The sequence below is a fragment of the Crassaminicella indica genome (genome assembly GCF_019203185.1).
In the GTDB taxonomy this organism is placed as follows: Bacteria; Bacillota; Clostridia; order Peptostreptococcales; family Thermotaleaceae; genus Crassaminicella; species Crassaminicella indica.
Genome location: NZ_CP078093.1, coordinates 1,944,761 through 1,962,216, shown reverse-complemented (window position 1 = coordinate 1,962,216; position 17,456 = coordinate 1,944,761). Strand labels below are relative to the sequence as shown.

Annotated in this window: 14 protein-coding genes, 1 pseudogene and 1 other annotated feature; of the genes and pseudogenes, 2 read left to right on the top strand and 13 right to left on the bottom strand. The window is 32.8% G+C overall.

Translation table 11 applies throughout. The annotated features are described in order from the left end of the window. Positions 1-7: 7 nt before the first annotated feature. The 4 genes from KVH43_RS09200 to KVH43_RS09185 form a co-directional block, all read right to left on the bottom strand. Positions 8-1,300: a bifunctional folylpolyglutamate synthase/dihydrofolate synthase gene (locus KVH43_RS09200; RefSeq protein WP_218282245.1), complete on the bottom strand. Its 1,293-nt coding sequence runs from the start codon at positions 1,298-1,300 to the stop codon at positions 8-10. Between the two features lie 72 nt (positions 1,301-1,372). Beyond that, positions 1,373-4,033, bottom strand: a complete 2,661-nt coding sequence (locus KVH43_RS09195; RefSeq protein ID WP_218284132.1) for a valine--tRNA ligase — start codon at positions 4,031-4,033, stop codon at positions 1,373-1,375. Positions 4,034-4,050: 17 nt separating this feature from the next. Then, on the bottom strand, positions 4,051-4,245 hold the full coding sequence (locus KVH43_RS09190; protein ID WP_218282244.1) for a hypothetical protein: 195 nt from the start codon (positions 4,243-4,245) through the stop codon (positions 4,051-4,053). 36 nt (positions 4,246-4,281) lie between these two features. Next, positions 4,282-4,497: a binding site (T-box leader), on the bottom strand. 59 nt (positions 4,498-4,556) lie between these two features. Next, entirely contained in the window at positions 4,557-4,901 is a 345-nt protein-coding gene (locus KVH43_RS09185; protein ID WP_218282243.1) for a hypothetical protein, read from the bottom strand. A 129-nt stretch (positions 4,902-5,030) separates the two neighbouring features. Here KVH43_RS09185 and KVH43_RS09180 point away from each other — a divergent pair, with 129 nt between their 5' ends. Together KVH43_RS09180 and KVH43_RS09175 are read left to right on the top strand one after the other, a co-directional pair. Next, a complete protein-coding gene (locus KVH43_RS09180) occupies positions 5,031-5,447 on the top strand; it encodes a hypothetical protein (protein ID WP_218282242.1) in 417 nt (138 codons plus the stop codon). Positions 5,448-5,630: 183 nt separating this feature from the next. After that, a complete protein-coding gene (locus KVH43_RS09175; protein ID WP_218282241.1) occupies positions 5,631-6,635 on the top strand; it encodes an ABC transporter substrate-binding protein in 1,005 nt (334 codons plus the stop codon). A gap of 45 nt (positions 6,636-6,680) precedes the next feature. Here the strand turns inward: KVH43_RS09175 and KVH43_RS09170 are convergent, their stop codons facing one another. From KVH43_RS09170 to prdR, 9 genes and pseudogenes are all read right to left on the bottom strand, one after another. Beyond that, positions 6,681-7,394, bottom strand: coding sequence for a PrsW family intramembrane metalloprotease (locus tag KVH43_RS09170; protein ID WP_218282240.1), 714 nt, complete (start codon positions 7,392-7,394; stop codon positions 6,681-6,683). 145 nt (positions 7,395-7,539) lie between these two features. Further along, positions 7,540-8,502, bottom strand: coding sequence for a sulfite exporter TauE/SafE family protein (locus tag KVH43_RS09165; protein ID WP_218282239.1), 963 nt, complete (start codon positions 8,500-8,502; stop codon positions 7,540-7,542). Between the two features lie 135 nt (positions 8,503-8,637). After that, positions 8,638-9,645: a proline racemase gene (locus KVH43_RS09160; RefSeq protein WP_218282238.1), complete on the bottom strand. Its 1,008-nt coding sequence runs from the start codon at positions 9,643-9,645 to the stop codon at positions 8,638-8,640. Then, positions 9,642-10,892, bottom strand: a pseudogene (gene prdD, locus KVH43_RS13510) (proline reductase cluster protein PrdD). Before prdD ends, KVH43_RS09160 begins: the two are co-directional and overlap by 4 nt. Before the next feature lie 92 nt (positions 10,893-10,984). After that, positions 10,985-11,710, bottom strand: coding sequence for a D-proline reductase (dithiol) protein PrdB (gene prdB / locus KVH43_RS09145; RefSeq protein ID WP_218282235.1), 726 nt, complete (start codon positions 11,708-11,710; stop codon positions 10,985-10,987). Between the two features lie 28 nt (positions 11,711-11,738). Next, positions 11,739-12,017, bottom strand: a complete 279-nt coding sequence (locus KVH43_RS09140; protein WP_218282234.1) for a CBO2463/CBO2479 domain-containing protein — start codon at positions 12,015-12,017, stop codon at positions 11,739-11,741. 16 nt (positions 12,018-12,033) lie between these two features. Further along, positions 12,034-13,896: a D-proline reductase (dithiol) proprotein PrdA gene (gene prdA, locus KVH43_RS09135; RefSeq protein ID WP_218282233.1), complete on the bottom strand. Its 1,863-nt coding sequence runs from the start codon at positions 13,894-13,896 to the stop codon at positions 12,034-12,036. Positions 13,897-13,930: 34 nt separating this feature from the next. Next, positions 13,931-15,220, bottom strand: coding sequence for a proline reductase-associated electron transfer protein PrdC (gene prdC / locus KVH43_RS09130; RefSeq protein WP_218282232.1), 1,290 nt, complete (start codon positions 15,218-15,220; stop codon positions 13,931-13,933). 345 nt (positions 15,221-15,565) lie between these two features. After that, positions 15,566-17,314: a sigma-54 dependent transcriptional regulator PrdR gene (prdR, locus tag KVH43_RS09125; protein WP_255547729.1), complete on the bottom strand. Its 1,749-nt coding sequence runs from the start codon at positions 17,312-17,314 to the stop codon at positions 15,566-15,568. Positions 17,315-17,456 lie beyond the last annotated feature (142 nt).

Below are 17,456 nucleotides of genomic sequence, written 5' to 3'. Positions count from 1 at the left end.
TTTAAAATTACTCTTTATTCCTTAATATACTTCTTACTTCTCCAATCATATACAAAGATCCAGCAAATACCACTATATCTTCTGCACTTGCCAAAGAAAGGGCTGTCTTTACTGCATCTGAAATTTTTTCTTTAATTATAGTGGGTTTATGAAAAGAATCTGTTTTTTCTTTTAGAGCTTCTACAGACATAGCTCTAAGACTATTAGGCTTTGTTATGACTAATTTTTTTGCAAGAGGAACAATTTCTTCAATCATCTTACTATCCTTATCCGCTAAAATACCTAACCCCAATATAATATTTTTGCCTTTAAACAGTTTTTTCAACACCCTTGATAAAGCCTTCATTCCTTGAATATTATGTGCTCCATCTATAAGCACTATAGGCTCTCTTCTCATAATCTCTAGTCTTCCCGGCCAAATCGCTTTTTTAAAACCATTACATAAAGCTTTTTTTTCTATTTTTATATGATGTTCTTTTTCTAAAATATATAAAGCAGTTAATGCTACGGTCGCATTCTCTATTTGATGATCTCCAATCATAGATATAGATAGCTTTAATTTTTCATTTCCATAATCCACACAAAAGCTTTGTCCTTTATTTGACTGCTCTAATATTTCAATAGTTTCAACTGGTGCTTTGAATAGCTTCGTATTATTTTTATTACAAATCTCTTCTATGACCTTCATAGCTTCCATTTTTTGAGGGTAAACAGCTACATAATTATTTTCTTTTATAATCCCAGCTTTTTCATAAGCAATTTTCTCTAAAGTGTCTCCTAAATAATCTATATGATCTATATCTATTGGGGTAATAACAGAAGCATAAGGATTTTTAATGACATTTGTAGCATCAAATCTTCCTCCCATTCCAACTTCTAAAACAACAAAATCGACTTTACTTCTTTTAAAATATTCAAACCCAATCGCTGTAACGATTTCAAACTCAGTAGGATGATTCATTCCTGCATCAATCATTTCAAGGACTTTTCCCTTTACATATTCTGTGATTTTTGCCAAATAATCTTTAGGAATATTCTCTCCATTTATCCTTATTCTTTCTGTGAATTCTTCTAGATATGGAGAAGTATAAAGACCTACCTTATACCCCTGCTCCATAAGAACAGAAGCTATGAAATTAGATGTTGACCCTTTTCCATTTGTCCCTGCTACATGAATGATTTTCAAACTTTCATGAGGATTTTCCATTAAATCTAATAGATACGTAATATTTTCAAGCCCTAATTTACTACCAAACTTATAAGTATCATGAATATAATCTAAAGCCTCTTCATAGTTCATAGTTTCTCCTCCATTCCTTTCATTTTTTTCAACTTTTATATACAACAGCCGGGTATAATACCCGGCTTATTATTACTTCATTTTATTTTTCATAGTATCAATTCTTTCTAATACTTTATCCATCATGCTTTGATATTTTTCTTGCTTTTGTCTCTCTTCTTCTACAACATTCGCTGGTGCTTTTGCTAAAAATCCTTGATTTGAAAGCTTTCCATTTACTCTTTTTAGTTCTTTTTCAAGCTTTTCTTTCTCTTTTTGTAGTCTTTCCATTTCTTTCTCAAAATCAACCAATTCATCTAACGGAAGGAATATCTCAGCTCCTGCTACTACTGCTGACATAGCATCCTCTGGAATATCCTTTTTCTCACTTTGCAGTACTACTTCTGAAGCACTAGCTAAAGTCATAAAGTAACTTTTTCCTGTATCTATTGCTTTATAAGCATCTTCTGATGCAACAACAATCACCTTTGCCTTTTTAGACGCTGCTACATTCATTTCAGCACGAATATTTCTGATACTTCTGATAGCATCCATAATAAGCTCCATATCTTTTTCTTCTTTTTCAAAAACATAAGCATCATCATATTTAGGCCACTGGCTAATCATAACACTCTCTTCCTTTGTAGTAGAAAGATGCTGCCATATTTCCTCTGTAATAAATGGCATAAATGGATGTAATAATTTCAATATATTTTCAAGTACCATTGTTAATACATATAATGCTGTTTCTTTGCTATCTTCATCATCTCCATAAAGTCTTGGCTTTACCAATTCAATATACCAATCGCAGTATTCATTCCAAATAAAGTCATAAATTTTTTGCACAGCCATTCCTAGTTCGAATTTTTCCAAGTTGTCAGTAACCTCTTTAGCAACTCTATTCATTCTAGATACAATCCATTTATCAGCAAGAGTGAAGCTTTTCATACATTTTTCTTTATCAAAGCCTTCTTTATCTAAATTCATAAGCACGAAACGTGTTGCATTCCATAATTTGTTTGCAAAATTTCTATTTGCTTCTACCCTTTCCATATAAAAACGCATATCATTTCCAGGACTATTTCCTGTAGCTAAAGTCATTCTTAAAGCATCTGCCCCATATTGACTGATAATTTCTAATGGATCGATTCCATTTCCTAAAGACTTACTCATTTTTCTTCCCTGCGAATCACGTACTAATCCATGTACAAATACATATTTAAAAGGAACCTCTCCCATTTGCTCAAGACCTGAAAACATCATTCTTACAACCCAGAAGAATATAATATCATATCCTGTTACCAATACATCTGTAGGATAAAAATACTTTAATTCTTCTGTATTATCTGGCCAACCAAGAGTTGAAAATGGCCATAATGCTGAGCTAAACCAAGTATCTAATACATCTTCATCTTGTTTTAAGTTAGTACTGCTACACTTGCTACAGCTGATTGGCATATCTCTATCTACCATCAATGCTCCACAGTCTTGACAATAGTAAGCAGGTATTCTATGTCCCCACCATAATTGTCTTGAAATACACCAATCCCTGATATTTTCTAACCAATGATAATAAATTTTATTAAAGCGTTCTGGTACAAATTTTGTTTTGCCTGCTTTTACAGCTTCAATAGCTGGCTTTGCAAGCTCTTCCATCTTTACAAACCACTGATCACTAAGTCTTGGTTCAACAACTGTATGACATCTATAACAAGTTCCTACATTATGTGTATGCTCTTTAACTTTTACTAAAAATCCTGCCTCTTCTAAATCTTTTACCAAAGCTTTTCTGCACTCATATCGATCCATGCCAGCATATTTACCTGCATGCTCATTCATTTTCGCTTCATCTGTCATAACAGTAATTTGCTCTAAATTATGTCTTAGTCCTACTTCAAAGTCATTTGGATCATGAGCAGGTGTAATTTTTACTGCTCCTGTACCAAATTCTTTATCTACATATTCATCTGCAATAATAGGAATTTCTCTTTCTACAATTGGCAATATTAAAGTTTTTCCAATTAGATGAGTATATCTTTCATCTTCTGGATGTACTGCTACCGCTGTATCTCCTAACATAGTTTCTGGTCTTGTAGTAGCAATTTCTAAAAATTCATCACTATCCTTTACTGGATATTTTATATGCCAGAAATGTCCTGCCTGCTCTTCATGTTCAACTTCTGCATCAGAAAGTGAAGTTTTACAATCTGGACACCAATTGATCAGACGGTTTCCTCTATATATATATCCCTTTTCATACAATCTTACAAAAACTTCTTTTACAGCCTTGTTACAGCCTTCATCCATTGTAAATCTTTCTTTTGACCAATCACATGAATTTCCTAGCTTTTGCATTTGTTCTACAATTCTTCCACCATATTCTTCCTTCCATTCCCATGCTCTTTTTAAAAACTCATCTCTTCCAAGCTCTTCTTTTGTTTTTCCTTCTTCTTTTAATATTTTTTCTACTACCTTTACCTCCGTTGCAATACTAGCATGATCTGTTCCTGGAAGCCATAAAGCCTCATAGCCCTGCATTCTTTTCCATCTAATCAAGATATCTTGTAGTGTATGGTCAAGAGCATGTCCCATATGAAGCTGTCCAGTAATATTAGGTGGTGGTAATACTATTGTATATGAATCCTTTTCAGGATTCACTTCTGCCTTAAAATAACCTTTTTCCATCCAAGTATCATAGATTCTTTTTTCAAATTCTTGTGGATTATATGTTTTATCCAAATTTTTAATCGTCATCATAACACTCCTCTTTCTTAAAATATTCTGATAAATTCTAAACCTTTTGGAAAATCTCCATATAGAATCATCAAAACGCCTATAATTGAAACTATTAATCCTATCACTTTTAGGCGAATAAGATTTTTCACTTTAAAAAGCTTTATACAATCATTTGTCCTATAAACAAACATTGCCCCAAGCATCAAAAGAATTATACCTATAAAAAACATGCTCTCACTCCCAAAATAAAAAACCCTTTCATCCTATATAAGGACGAAAGGGAAATTTCGCGGTACCACCTTAATTCCAGTTTTACTGGCACTTATCTTTCTATAACGGGATTTCCCGGCTGAACCTACTCTATTTCAATTCAGCAACTCAGAAGCTACCTTCAATAACACTCCCCTAAGAAATCTTCCAGCCTATGGATTTCTCTCTCTAGAGGGGGTTGATTATTTACTCCTCTTCTTCAATGTTTTTTACAATCATTTTTTCATTATTATATATTTTTTCTACAATAAAAGTCAATATATAAAGCTAATTATTTTACAATTCTTAAAGAATATCTTTTTTCTAAATAGCTAACCAATTCTTTTACCATCCCTATGTAACTGCTATTTAATACATCCCACTCTCTTTTATAATTTGCATATATAAACCTTTTTATGCTGCATGTAGGTGCATAAGGATTTCCTCCATGTTCTACCACATCTTTATATACACATAGCCGTGTAACTCTACCCTGTCCATTTTGAAGATTTACAGGATTAATGCCATTTTCACTCTGTTCCTTGTGAACTAATGCATACCACTCAAAGCCATCTACTCTTCCCTTTACGTACCCATATTTATATCTTCCTTCATCAATTTTTATATTGTGATTCATAAAACCCCCACCTTTTCATAACCCATAAGTTTCTCTTATATATACTTATATTCTATATTGTTTCCATTTAATATTATTTTTTGCATTTTTTTATAGAATTTGCATAATTCATTTTTAGGGGGAATTTTCATGAAGAGAAAATTTAATATAATAAATTATATACTTAAGTTGTTATTAGGAGTTTTATGTACATTCTTTAGCAACAAACTTTTAAATGTATATAATAATACTTGGCTTACTATAGATCAATCCTTTCATTCGATCCAAACCATTGCAAATCATCCCATAGCAGGAATTTTTTTAGCATTAATAGGATTTATATTATTGTTTTATCTCATTTTTGTCACCGCAAATGCTTTACTTTCATATTGGTTCAATTTAAAATTAATCCTACGAATTTTTATAATACTATGGATAATCCTATTATTCACTGCAATACTATATCAAGCCATCAACCTATATAATATTTTAGGCTATATATTCATTTTTTCTGTAACTATATTCTCTTTCTTTTTAATGCTAAATTATTTTGCATATAAAAAATAATCCATCAGCAATTTTCTTTTTTTTATTTCCAATTTACCATCAATTATTAATATCTATACATATTTCTATTTTCTTTTTAATCTTGAATCATTTCAAATATTAAGCTTCATTTTGTAACCATTGATTTTTTATTGAATATAATAAAATCATATAAAAACTTTTATTATTTTGGAGGGATTTTATATGAAAGCCATAAAAAAAATAGCTATTATCCTTTCACTACTTATGCTTTTATCCATTACCTTTACTGGTTGTGGAGAAAAAGCTCTTACAAAGGTAAGAGTAGCAGAAGTAACGCATTCAGTATTTTATGCACCTCAATATGTAGCAATATCAGAAGGGTTTTTTAAAGAAGAAGGTCTTGAAATTGAACTTATTAATGGTCAAGGTGCTGATAAAACTATGACCGCACTTTTATCTAATCAAGTAGATATAGGTTTTATGGGTCCTGAAGCATCTGTTTATGTTTTTAATCAAGGAAAAGATGACTATGCAGTAAACTTTGCTCAACTCACCCAAAGAGATGGTTCTTTCTTAGTTGCAAGAGAACCTATGCCTAGCTTTACCTTTAAAGATTTAATAGGTAAAACCATTATAGGTGGACGAAAAGGCGGTATGCCTGAAATGACATTAGAATATGTACTAAAGAAAAACAATGTATTTCCTGGAAAAGATGTAAATGTACGTACAGATATTCAATTTGCTGTTATGGCAGGAGCTTTTACTGGTGGAGAAGGAGACTTTGTTACATTGTTTGAACCAGTTGCCTCAAAGCTTGAAAAAACAGGTGCCGGCTATATTGTAGCTTCTATTGGTGAAGCTGGAGGATATATTCCTTACACCTGCTACTGTGCAAAGAAAAGCTTCATAGAAAAAGAACCAGAAACAATACAAAAATTTACAAATGCAATTTATAAAGGTATGAAATGGGTAGAAAATCATACCCCTGAAGAAATTGCTAAATCAATTTCACAGCAGTTTCCTGATGCAGACATTAGTATTCTTACAGCAGTTGCAAAGAGATATAAGGAGCAGGATACATGGAAGCCTGATTTAATTCTGACAGAAGAAGGATTAAATCATATGATGGACATTATAGAATTAGCTGGTGAATTAGACAAAAGAGCTCCTTATGAAAAAATTGTAACTACAAAATTTGCTAAAAAAGCAATGGAATCTATCAAATAATATTTGATGGGAGTAATACTATACTACTCCCATCTTTTTTATTCTTTACAATTCATCATCTTGATCTCTTAACCCTTCATAAATTCTTCTTGACTCATTTGTATATTCATTTAATCTTCTCAAATTAATCACCCATAAATATATAACAAATGGTACAAAAAAAATCATCAGCATAGGAATATTTGCCATCAAAACAAAATCAAATATACCATGAAGAATTACAGGTACTGCCAAAGCCTTCTTTAAATAACTCTTTCTTAATACTTCATGCTTTGCAAATTTTGACAAAGATAAATAATACCCCATTGTAACACCAAATAGCATATGTGCAGGAACAGATAAAATTCCTCGATAAAGTCCTATATAAGGATTTGTCGCAAAACGAAATACTACGTACATAATATTTTCAACTGTAGCAAAACCTAATGCAGAAAAAACAGCATAGACAATTCCATCAAGTTTTTCATCAAAAGCCTCATGGCGATAAGCTGTCCTTAATACTACCTCTCTTTTAAAAAATTCTTCTGTAAGCCCAGCAACTATAAAAGCTGTGTATGCTGTACCTAAAATGCCTCCAAATATGTTTAATGATAACAAAATTTTTTCTACGAATGCTGTTGGAATAACAGACAATGCTCCTAAAAAAAATACCTTTGTTAATAAATTTACAGGTTCTCTATCATAGCGATCTGTCAGATAAATGCCTAAAGCTAATGCAAGTCCCGGTGCGATTGCAATCACATATAATCTTGTATTCATAAAATACATCCTTTCATTTCATTGCTACTCTTAGTATTTGTAGTTTAGCTAATTTTTAGAAAGGATAATTTTAGAAATATCATAAAAATATGACTTCTGCTTTTGGCAGAAGTCATATTTTTATGATCTATTTTATATAGTAAAATTATGCTGCATTGTCTGTTTTTTGTGTATTTTTTTGTGAAGCTTTTAGAAGTGTTGCAGAAGTATAGAAAATAACTAAAATTACTAACCATTTTAATATCTTAAGCGGTAATGATTTAACAATATATGCAGCGATTAATACACCAACAATTCCACCAATAATAATTCCCATTGATGCCTTTTTATTATAAGCTCCTTCTTTAACAAATTTAGCTGACGCAACTGGCATTAAGAATGCACAAGAACCCATCATAATTGGAAATGCAACTCTTGGAGACATCCCTAATAAATATACCAAAGCCATACAAGGAGCATACAGACCGATACCTGCACACATTAGAGCACCAAGTATAAAATTAATAACTACACCAATGATCAACTTCGCACCAGTTACTCCAATTGGAACACCTAGCATAGTTCCATCAACATCCATTGTTTGATAAATCAATCCATTTTGAACGCCATCAAAGGCTTCATTAAGTGGATTACCTCCGCCAGGCATCCAGTTCATTTGTCCTGCAAGCATCAATAATGCTGTTACAAATAATGCAATCCCCATTGCTAATTGAACCTTCTTTTCAGGAAGCTTAGAAACAATTCCAGCACCTACCCATGCACCTACTGTTGCTGCAGCAAGCATAGCAACCAATGTGATCATATCAACATGCACAACTTTTATGAATATAAATGCTTCTAAAATAACAGGTAATGTACAGGAAACATTTAAAGTTCCTGGCAATACTCTGTCTTTTACTTGTTTAAAACCTCTTAATAGTGCGGTTAATGGAGCAAAGGAACCAATCCCTAAAGTATCAAAAAAGTTTGTTAAAAATCCAATCCAAATTGTATGAATCCATGAAGTCTGTTCTTCAAGTTTATCTTTATTTTTATTAAAATCTATTCCAAATACAGCAGCAAACCACAAGCCGAAAGCTCCTAATATACCTAATACACCTGTTAACACAGCTTTTCCCCCTTATTGACATATTTTAAAAAAACACATAAAATCTTTTTGTACATGAAATTTTTTTATTTCCCCATAGTATCGTTAGAGTAATATATTTATTACTCTAACAATACCTTTTCTATGGGGGTTTTTTTATTTAAAAGTAAAACCATACTTAACCGGATCATCTGGATCTATAATTATTTGATTAAATCCTGTAATATAAGCACTTCCAGTAATCTCTGGAATTACTGCATCAAATTCTCCAACCTTTGTTGTTCTAACTACTCTTCCTTTAAATTTCGTTCCAATAATGCTTTCATAAATAAATATTTCATTTTCTTTAATCTTTCCTTTTGCAAACAAAGTAGCTAGTTTTGCACTTGTTCCTGTTCCACACGGCGAACGATCTACTTGGCTTTCACCAAAAACAACAACATTTTTAAGATTTGCTTCTGGATCTGTAGGAACATCATAAATCTCTACTAAATCAACTGTCTTAATATGCTCCAATTCAGGATGCTGAATTTCAATTTCATTATTTAAAATATCTCTTATAGTAATCCCTAATTCAGTAAGCTTATGTACATTTTTAGGCTCAACCTTTACCCCTAATTGTTTTGCTTCAACTATAGCAAAGAAACTCCCTCCAAAAGCTATATCCAAAGTTACCTTACCTACTTTAGGCACTTTAATCTCTACATCTTGCTTATATAAAAATGAAGGTACATTTTCAAATGAAACTTCCTTAGCTTTTCCATTTTCAACCTTAACCCTTGCTCTTACTAATCCTGCTGGTGCTTCCAAATTAACTTGTGTATAAGGCTCTGTTACTTCTACCATTCCTGTTTCAACAGCAGCAGTACAAGCTCCTATAGTCCCATGTCCACACATATTTAGATATCCGCCACCATCCATAAAAATAATTCCTAAATTTGCTTCGGGATTAATAGGCTGTGTAATAATTGAACCAAACATATCATTATGTCCTCTTGGCTCATGCATAATTCCTGTTCTTAAATGATCAAGATGCTCTTCAAGATATTTTTTCTTTTCAGGCATAGTTTTTCCAGGAATTACTGGTACACCACCTACTACAATACGTGTTGGTTCCCCCATAGTATGCGAGTCGATTACATGAATTGACCTAATCGCTTTCATTTTCTTTCACCCCTCATTTTTAATTTTAAAAAAGCCAATGCTTTTTTACAGTCAAGTTCGTTCACATTGTTTTCCCCAACAACCTCTGTCTCTATTCCTTCTTTGGATTTATTAATATCTACAATAGTATCCATATATTCATTAGTCACTACAAATTTCCCTTGAATCCCATTAAAGGTTATTCCTACTAGTGGAATATTTCTTTTCCCAATCTCTTCTATGGTATTGGCATAATCTACATGAGAATTACCCCATCCATCTGATGATATTATTACACCATCAGCCCTCATAACTTCTGCCCATACAGCTGCTCTTTTTCCAACATAGTGCTTTTCCATATTTCCTTGTGGTGTTCCGACCACTAATACCCCTAGTAGGTCTATATCCTGATCATTTGAAACAACCTCTAAAAGAGGATCTCTAAAATGATGCAATGTTGTCTCTTTTGTTGATGGTCCTATTCCCATACTTATCACCTACCTTTTTTATGTCATTGCTCTTATTGCACCATCTCTATATTCATTTGGAGATATAATAATAGGTACATTACCCATATCTATGATTGATCTTCCACCCATGATCCCACTTGGTTCATTCGGTAAAATAAAATTATCATAGTTTGCACCCTGCCCTGCAACTTGCTTAATGATAAGTACCTTCTTTTTCCCATGCCTAACTTTGTCAAAATATTCATGCACTTCGCTGCTTTCTCTTCCATCCTTTTGCTTTAATATTTTTCTATATTCTCCAATGAATCTATCACAAGCTCTATGTGCAGCTAATGGAAGCTCTCTAGAAAATGGTAATCCACCCTTTAATGTCACATCAAAATGAATAATATAGTCATTCTTAGAAGGAGTCCCTGCCCTATCAAAAAACATCTGTTCTTTAAGTATTCCTTCAGAAGAACCAAATTCACCCATTTGTCTTCCATCTGCATCTACCCCTGTCAACATTACATAAACACCTGTTAAAGTATGAGTAATTCCTTCACCTATACTTCCTAGAACCTTTGCAGATATAGGAATGATATCCATTATCGTATTTACATATTTGTCATAATCTCCAGGTTTAATAATATCTATGTTAATTCTTTTGATTAAATCTTCTGAATTTTCAAGTTCGATAATTTTTTGACAATCAATGATGCAATTATTCCCTTTTATTGCTGTTTTATTTCCAAACTCTACATTATTTATGTGAAACGACTTTATCACAAGTTTTCTAAGTATTGTTACCCCTTCCATATATTTCACCTACTTTGCAAATCATTATGAAAGCGCTTTGATATGCTTTTAAATTCTTCCCATCTCTAATCCTAGAGATGGGAAGAATACTATTATATACTAGCTACATATTCATAAGGCAGTGGTACAATCTTTCCTGGAGTCTCAATAGAAACTAGTGCTTGTAGACTTTCTTTTACAATAGCTGTTTGCATTTCTACATTATGTGGTTCTCCAGCATTTGCACCCATTGGAACTAATGGAGCAGCAACTCTTGGTGCACCATTTTGTCTTACTACTGGAGGTAGTGCTGCAATAATGATTGTTGGGATTCCAGCTTCCTCAATTGCTCTCTGCACAATCACGGCAGAGCGGTGACAAGTACCTCATCCAGCTGTTAGAAGTACTGCATCAACACCTTCTTCTTTTAATTGTCTAGCAATTTGAGGCCCTGTTTCTTCCGTGAAAACCTTAACGTCTCCTCCACCACCCATAAATCCAAAGTTTACAGGAGCTATGCCCTTAATAAAGCCTTCTTCTGCTAGTTCTCTAATTCTGTCTATAGGAAACATGCAGTTAATATCTTTATTTACATCTGAATTATCATACCCTCCATGTGATACCATTAAGTCATCACTATTTGTATCTCCTGGTATTAGCCTAAAGCTAGTATCTCCTGCAAGGTTAAATCTTTTATCTGATTTTAAATGTACACCTGCAGCTGTTGCAAGTCCTATAACCATCTCATTTAATGGCTTTGTTACAGGAGTCCATACTGCTGGAGGAGTAATTGGAACAAATATCTCTGATTGTAATCCTTTTACAACTGTCAAACTCACGATTTTTACCCCCTCTTCTTTTATAATCCTATACACTTTTTTCTTGTAATCTTTTATTTACTTGCTGTTGTCGCCTTGCAAGGCGCGCATACTCTTCATCAACATCTGGACCTAGTATTTCAGGATAGCTCATCATAAAGCCAACTTCCTGACCCACCTTCATGTCGTATTCAGTTATAACAAGCCTTCTTGGAACCTTTAGTTGGCCCATTCTTCCTTTAAGGTCTATAGTTACAGAACAATCATTCACATCTACAACAATTCCTTCAAAAAACCTTTCAGAAGATATGTATTTTAATCTATCCATCCATAATCACCCTATCTTATTCTTCTACTTCGTATATTTCTCTACGTTTTTTACTCTTTTCTAACGATTGTTCATTTTGCTCAAGTTCAATCTTTCTACCTGTTGCCTGCTCGATCACATCCACGTTATTTAACTTAACGTTTGGATTCCATTTTCTTTCTGCTTTTTTAATTTTCTCTCCTGCCATTTTCGCCTTTAACATATATACTGCACGAATAGCATCTTCTGGAGCTAAGCAATTATTTTCAAGGATTTCATTTTCAATTCCTTGAGCTGATTTATTATTATCAACCATAGCATCCATATATTCATTTCCTACAACCAACTGTCCTTGAACAGCTGAGAAAGTCATACCGACTACTGGAATTCCTCTCTTACCAATCTGTTCTATATGGCTTGCAAAATCAACATGATTGTTTCCAAATCCTTCAGTAGTCACTATTGCACCATCTACATCCATAGCTTCTACAGTCATACCAAGTATTTTTGATACATAGAATTTTTCAGCATTTACTTGAGGTGAACCCACAAATATTACACCTGCTAAGTCTAATTCTTCATCATGCATCGCCTCTAGTACTAACGGCTCTCTCCAATAATGTCTACTTGTTTCTTTAGAAGCAGGTCCGATACAAGTCAATGCATGAATGCATCCATCTAATACTTGAAGCGGAGAAACAACAACCGGTACATTTCCTAAGTCAACATTTGGCTTAGCTCCTAATGTCCCACATGGTTCTACTGGTAAAATATAGTTATCATGCATAGCACCTTGACCCATAATTTCTTTTACTAATACAACCTTATGTTTTCCTGGACGTCGAATATGCTTAAATTCTTCCGTATTTACAACTAAACTGTCATCTAATTTTTTAAGAGCTTCTCTAATTTCTTGAGTAATAATGTCTGTAGCTCTATGAGCAGCCATTGGCCCTGGTCTTTCCATATTTGTACCTGCTTTTATAGTTACTTGCGTTTTGATAAAAATTTCACCTTTTTCAGGAGAACCTGGTCTTCCCCACATAATATTTCTATCTAAAATCCCTTCCGAAGAACCAAATTCACCAATTTGAACCCCATCTTCATCAGTTCCTGTTACCATGATAATTGTTCCATCTATTACTCTAGTAATACCTTCACCGACTTCTCCCTCTTCCTTAACAGCAATAGGTTGGATATCCATAATAGTTTCACTATATTCTTTATATCTATCTGGTGTGATGATATCCAATTTCATATCAATAACTAATTCCTCTGATTCAACAGCATCTTTTAAAATATCTTCTCTTATTGTAAGTGTTGTTCCATCAATTTTTGTTTCAGCTCCCATTTGAACCTTATCTATCTTGAAATGCTTTCTAGTCAATGTTCTTACAACTTTTTCTTCACATACTTCTTCTTTTACTTCATCTACTGCTTTAGTAGCATCAGATGTCTGTGCTGGCTTTTCAATAGGTGCTCCTGCTACACCTCCCACTACAGATAAAGGAATTTCTAAATTAATATCTTTTCCTTCTCCTATATGTATCTTCACAACACTTCCTGATGCACTTAAAGCAGGAGCTACTGATGCTACTTCTGCTATATCCTCTTTCTCTTGCTCAACCTCTTCCTTGAATTCTGAAGTCTTAATGCCTTCTAATAATTCAGGAGTCAAAGGCGTTAATGCATCAACAGTTTCTTTTAATTTTGCACCTAATACTTGACTAATTGTTAGACAGCTTTCAGGTATTGATAATAAACCTGAATCCTCTAAATCTGGGAGTATATTTGGATCTTCTAAATTTGCTGGTTCAATTACTGTTCCAGCCTCGAATCTGCAGCAAGTAACAGCCATATCATTTGCATGCTCTTGTGCAGTCTCTAGTGTTATTGACATACGACAACCTCCTTTATAACAATTTGATACATCTTTATTTGCCTGTTCTTCTATAAAGCTTATGTCCAACTGCCCTTAAAACATGATCTGTACTATGATATACTGGAACTCCTAACCTAGGAGCTACTTTCATCACTGTATTCGTTCAATCCTGACACGTTCCAGTGATAATTACCTCTGCTCCCTTTTTCTTAAGCTCCAATACCTTTTCTGCCTGTCCCGGGCAAGTACCTGGCTTATCACATCTAAATCGACCATTTACTTCAATCATTCTTTTACATTTTGTAGCAGCAACTACATCAGCACCCATTCCTACAGCAATTTGTTCTAATCTTTCTTCTTGAGCACCACATTCGCAGGCAATGACGCCTACCTTTCTTTTTTCACTAGGGAAAGGCATACTTACTAAAATTCCACCTAAAGTTTTTATAATCGGAGTTGATTCTTCCCCACGTTTTCCTGTAAAAGGTCCTCCTACTACAATTTCTCCATAAGGCTTTACATACCCCCCACATTCTTCTATATATTTACTTATAGGCATACCTATCGGTACATCTAAGAATACCTTTCCTTCCTTAGGAGTATTTTTAAGTCTTCCACCAACAGTAATATCCTTCGTTATTACTGGTCTTCTTTCTTCAATTGCTAAAGTCACATTTTTAATAGTCTCTACATTAGATATGATCGCATTTGCTTCAATAGGCAGCTGTCCAGGCTCTAAAACCACACCAAGTAATTCTCTAACAATTACTCTTTCATCTCCTGCAGGATACATATTTGGTAAAAATTTAACCTCTATATTTTCTTCATCCTTACAAGCACGCCCTACAGCCATAAGCACTTTTTTGTGAATAGGCTTAATAGCAATATATCCTTTTGCAGCTTTAGTGATTTCCATAACATACTTCAAGCCTCTAACGATCATTGCTGGATCTTTTTCAAGGAGAAGTGTATTATGATTCAATATTGGTTCACACTCTGCTGCATTTACAATGACATAACCACCTTCTAATTTTGATTTATATTTTATATGTGTAGGAAAACCTGCACCTCCTGCTCCAACGATTCCAGCTTCTTTAATAGCTTCAAAATAGTCATCTGTTTCCTTAATTTTTACATAAGTATCTGGCTGCTCCTCATCCGCCTCAATGATAATATTTTCATTTTCAACATCTATAACCTTTCCATAAACACTAGCATGAATATTAGCTCCTAAACCATCTGGTACGGCAATCAATTGACCCCTTTTTACTTCTTCATCTTTTTTGACTATTGGCTTACATGGCATTCCTACATGCTGCTTCAATGGTATTGTAATAATCATGTTTTCACCCCCTTACACTAGTTTTTATGTATCATACTTTCTTTAAAAATATGTTATATATTGTTAAATTTTTAATATATTAATTATGCAAGAATTGTTCCAAATATATGGAATATTGAAAATTAAATCCAACATTGCTATTTTACTGCTATAAAAAATATCTATATTTTTTATAGTTATAATAGATTTTATGTATACACGAAAATAGCGTCAGAATACTGACAGAATTTTACAGAGAATCTATTTATTATTTTCTGATTTTTTTGTCAATTGCATGTTTTTCAACGATTTATTTGTTTAAAATATTAAATAAAATAGACTGTCAACAATTTGACGTTTGTCAAATTATTGACAGTCTATCTCATACTGATCTATCTTATAATATAAAGTAGCTCTTGGTATATTTAAAAGCTTTGCAGCCTTAGCCTTTTTCCCCTTAGCCATTTTTAAAGCTTCCTTTATCATATCTTTTTCAAACTCTACAATTGCTTTATTTAAATCTAAAGACCCTCCTTCTCTTCTCTTATTTTTTTTAATTTCTTCTAATATATAATTAGGAATTAAATCTGTTGTTATTTTATTTCCCTTGCACAAAACTACTAAATACTCCATTGTATTTTTCAATTCTCTAATATTTCCCTTCCAATTGTAATTTTGCAAAATTTTCACAACCTCTGGATCTATGTATCTAACATCTTTATTATTCTGCATTGATAATTCTTTCAAAAAATAATCCATTAATAAAACAATATCTCCACCTCTTTCTCTCAATGGAGGTAGCTTTATTTGAACTACATCTAATCGATAATACAAATCTTCTCTAAAGCTACCTAATTCAACCATTTTTTTTAAGTTTTTATTTGTTGCTGATATAACCCGAACATTGATATTGTTATATTTCTCTCCACCAACTCTTCTAACTACCTTATCCTGAAGAACCCTTAATAGCTTTGCCTGCATAAATAATGGCATATCTCCAATCTCATCTAAAAAAATAGTTCCATTATTAGCCATTTCAAATAAACCCATTTTCCCTTTTCTATTAGCTCCTGTAAATGCACCTTGTTCATATCCAAATAATTCACTCTCAAATAATTCATTGGGAATAGCACTACAGTTAATTGGAACAAACAAGCCCTTTTGACTACTACATTCATGTATAGCTCTTGCAAAAACCTCCTTACCTGTTCCACTTTCTCCTGTAATTAATATATTTACTTTTGTTTTAGCAACTTGTTTAGCAAGTTCAATTTTTTCTAATAGCTTTGGATTTTTTCCTATTACTTTTCCAAAACCATCATTAGAAAATCTCTCTACTTCCCTTTTTAAAAATTCTACCGTATCATTTGCCTTTTGCAATTCATTAGTCAATTTTCTTAATTCACTAACATCACGATCTGTACTGACTACTCCTAAAAATTTTCCATCTAAAAATATAGGTGCTGAATTTATCACAATATGACAATTTTCCTTGGGAGAATGGTAAACATTTTCTACAGGTTCCTTTGTTCTAAAAACCTTTACATCCATAGCATCAGGAAAAAATTCTCCTAAGGGTCTTCCTAATATTTTTACTGCTGGAACATTATATAACTTTTCAGCGCTTTTATTCCAAATAACAACTCTACCATTTTCATCTATTACACATACTGCTTCGTGAAGACAATTGATCACATGGTTCAGTTTTATTCCTGCTTTTTCAAGTCCCATATAAAAAAAATCCATAATTTCTTGTTTTCTTATGACCCCTATTAAATATTCATGCTCCACTACTGGCAATATTCCTATTTTATTTTTTCGCATTATATTTCTACACGCCAATAAAGCAATATCCTTTTTAATAGTTATTAGGTTATCGATCATGCATTCCTTTAAAATCAAGCTTTCACTAAACTTTTGCTTCATTAATCTCGATATATCTGTCAATGTAATAATTCCTTTTAATTTATTTTTTTCATCTGTTACAAATACCTCCTTCATATTATTTTTTAATAGTAATTTTATAGCATGCTTTAGCTGATAATTTTCTTTCAATGTAATGTATCTTTTGCACATTACATCCTTTGCTAAAATCTTATCATAATTATACAGCACCTTTCCCCCCCCAATACATAAACAAAATAAATCTCCCGTCCCCTATATATCCTATTATATACAATACCGTTATTGAATTCCATTCATTTGACATAATTATCTGAATATATTAAAGTTTTTATGTTTTTTTCAAAAAATATAT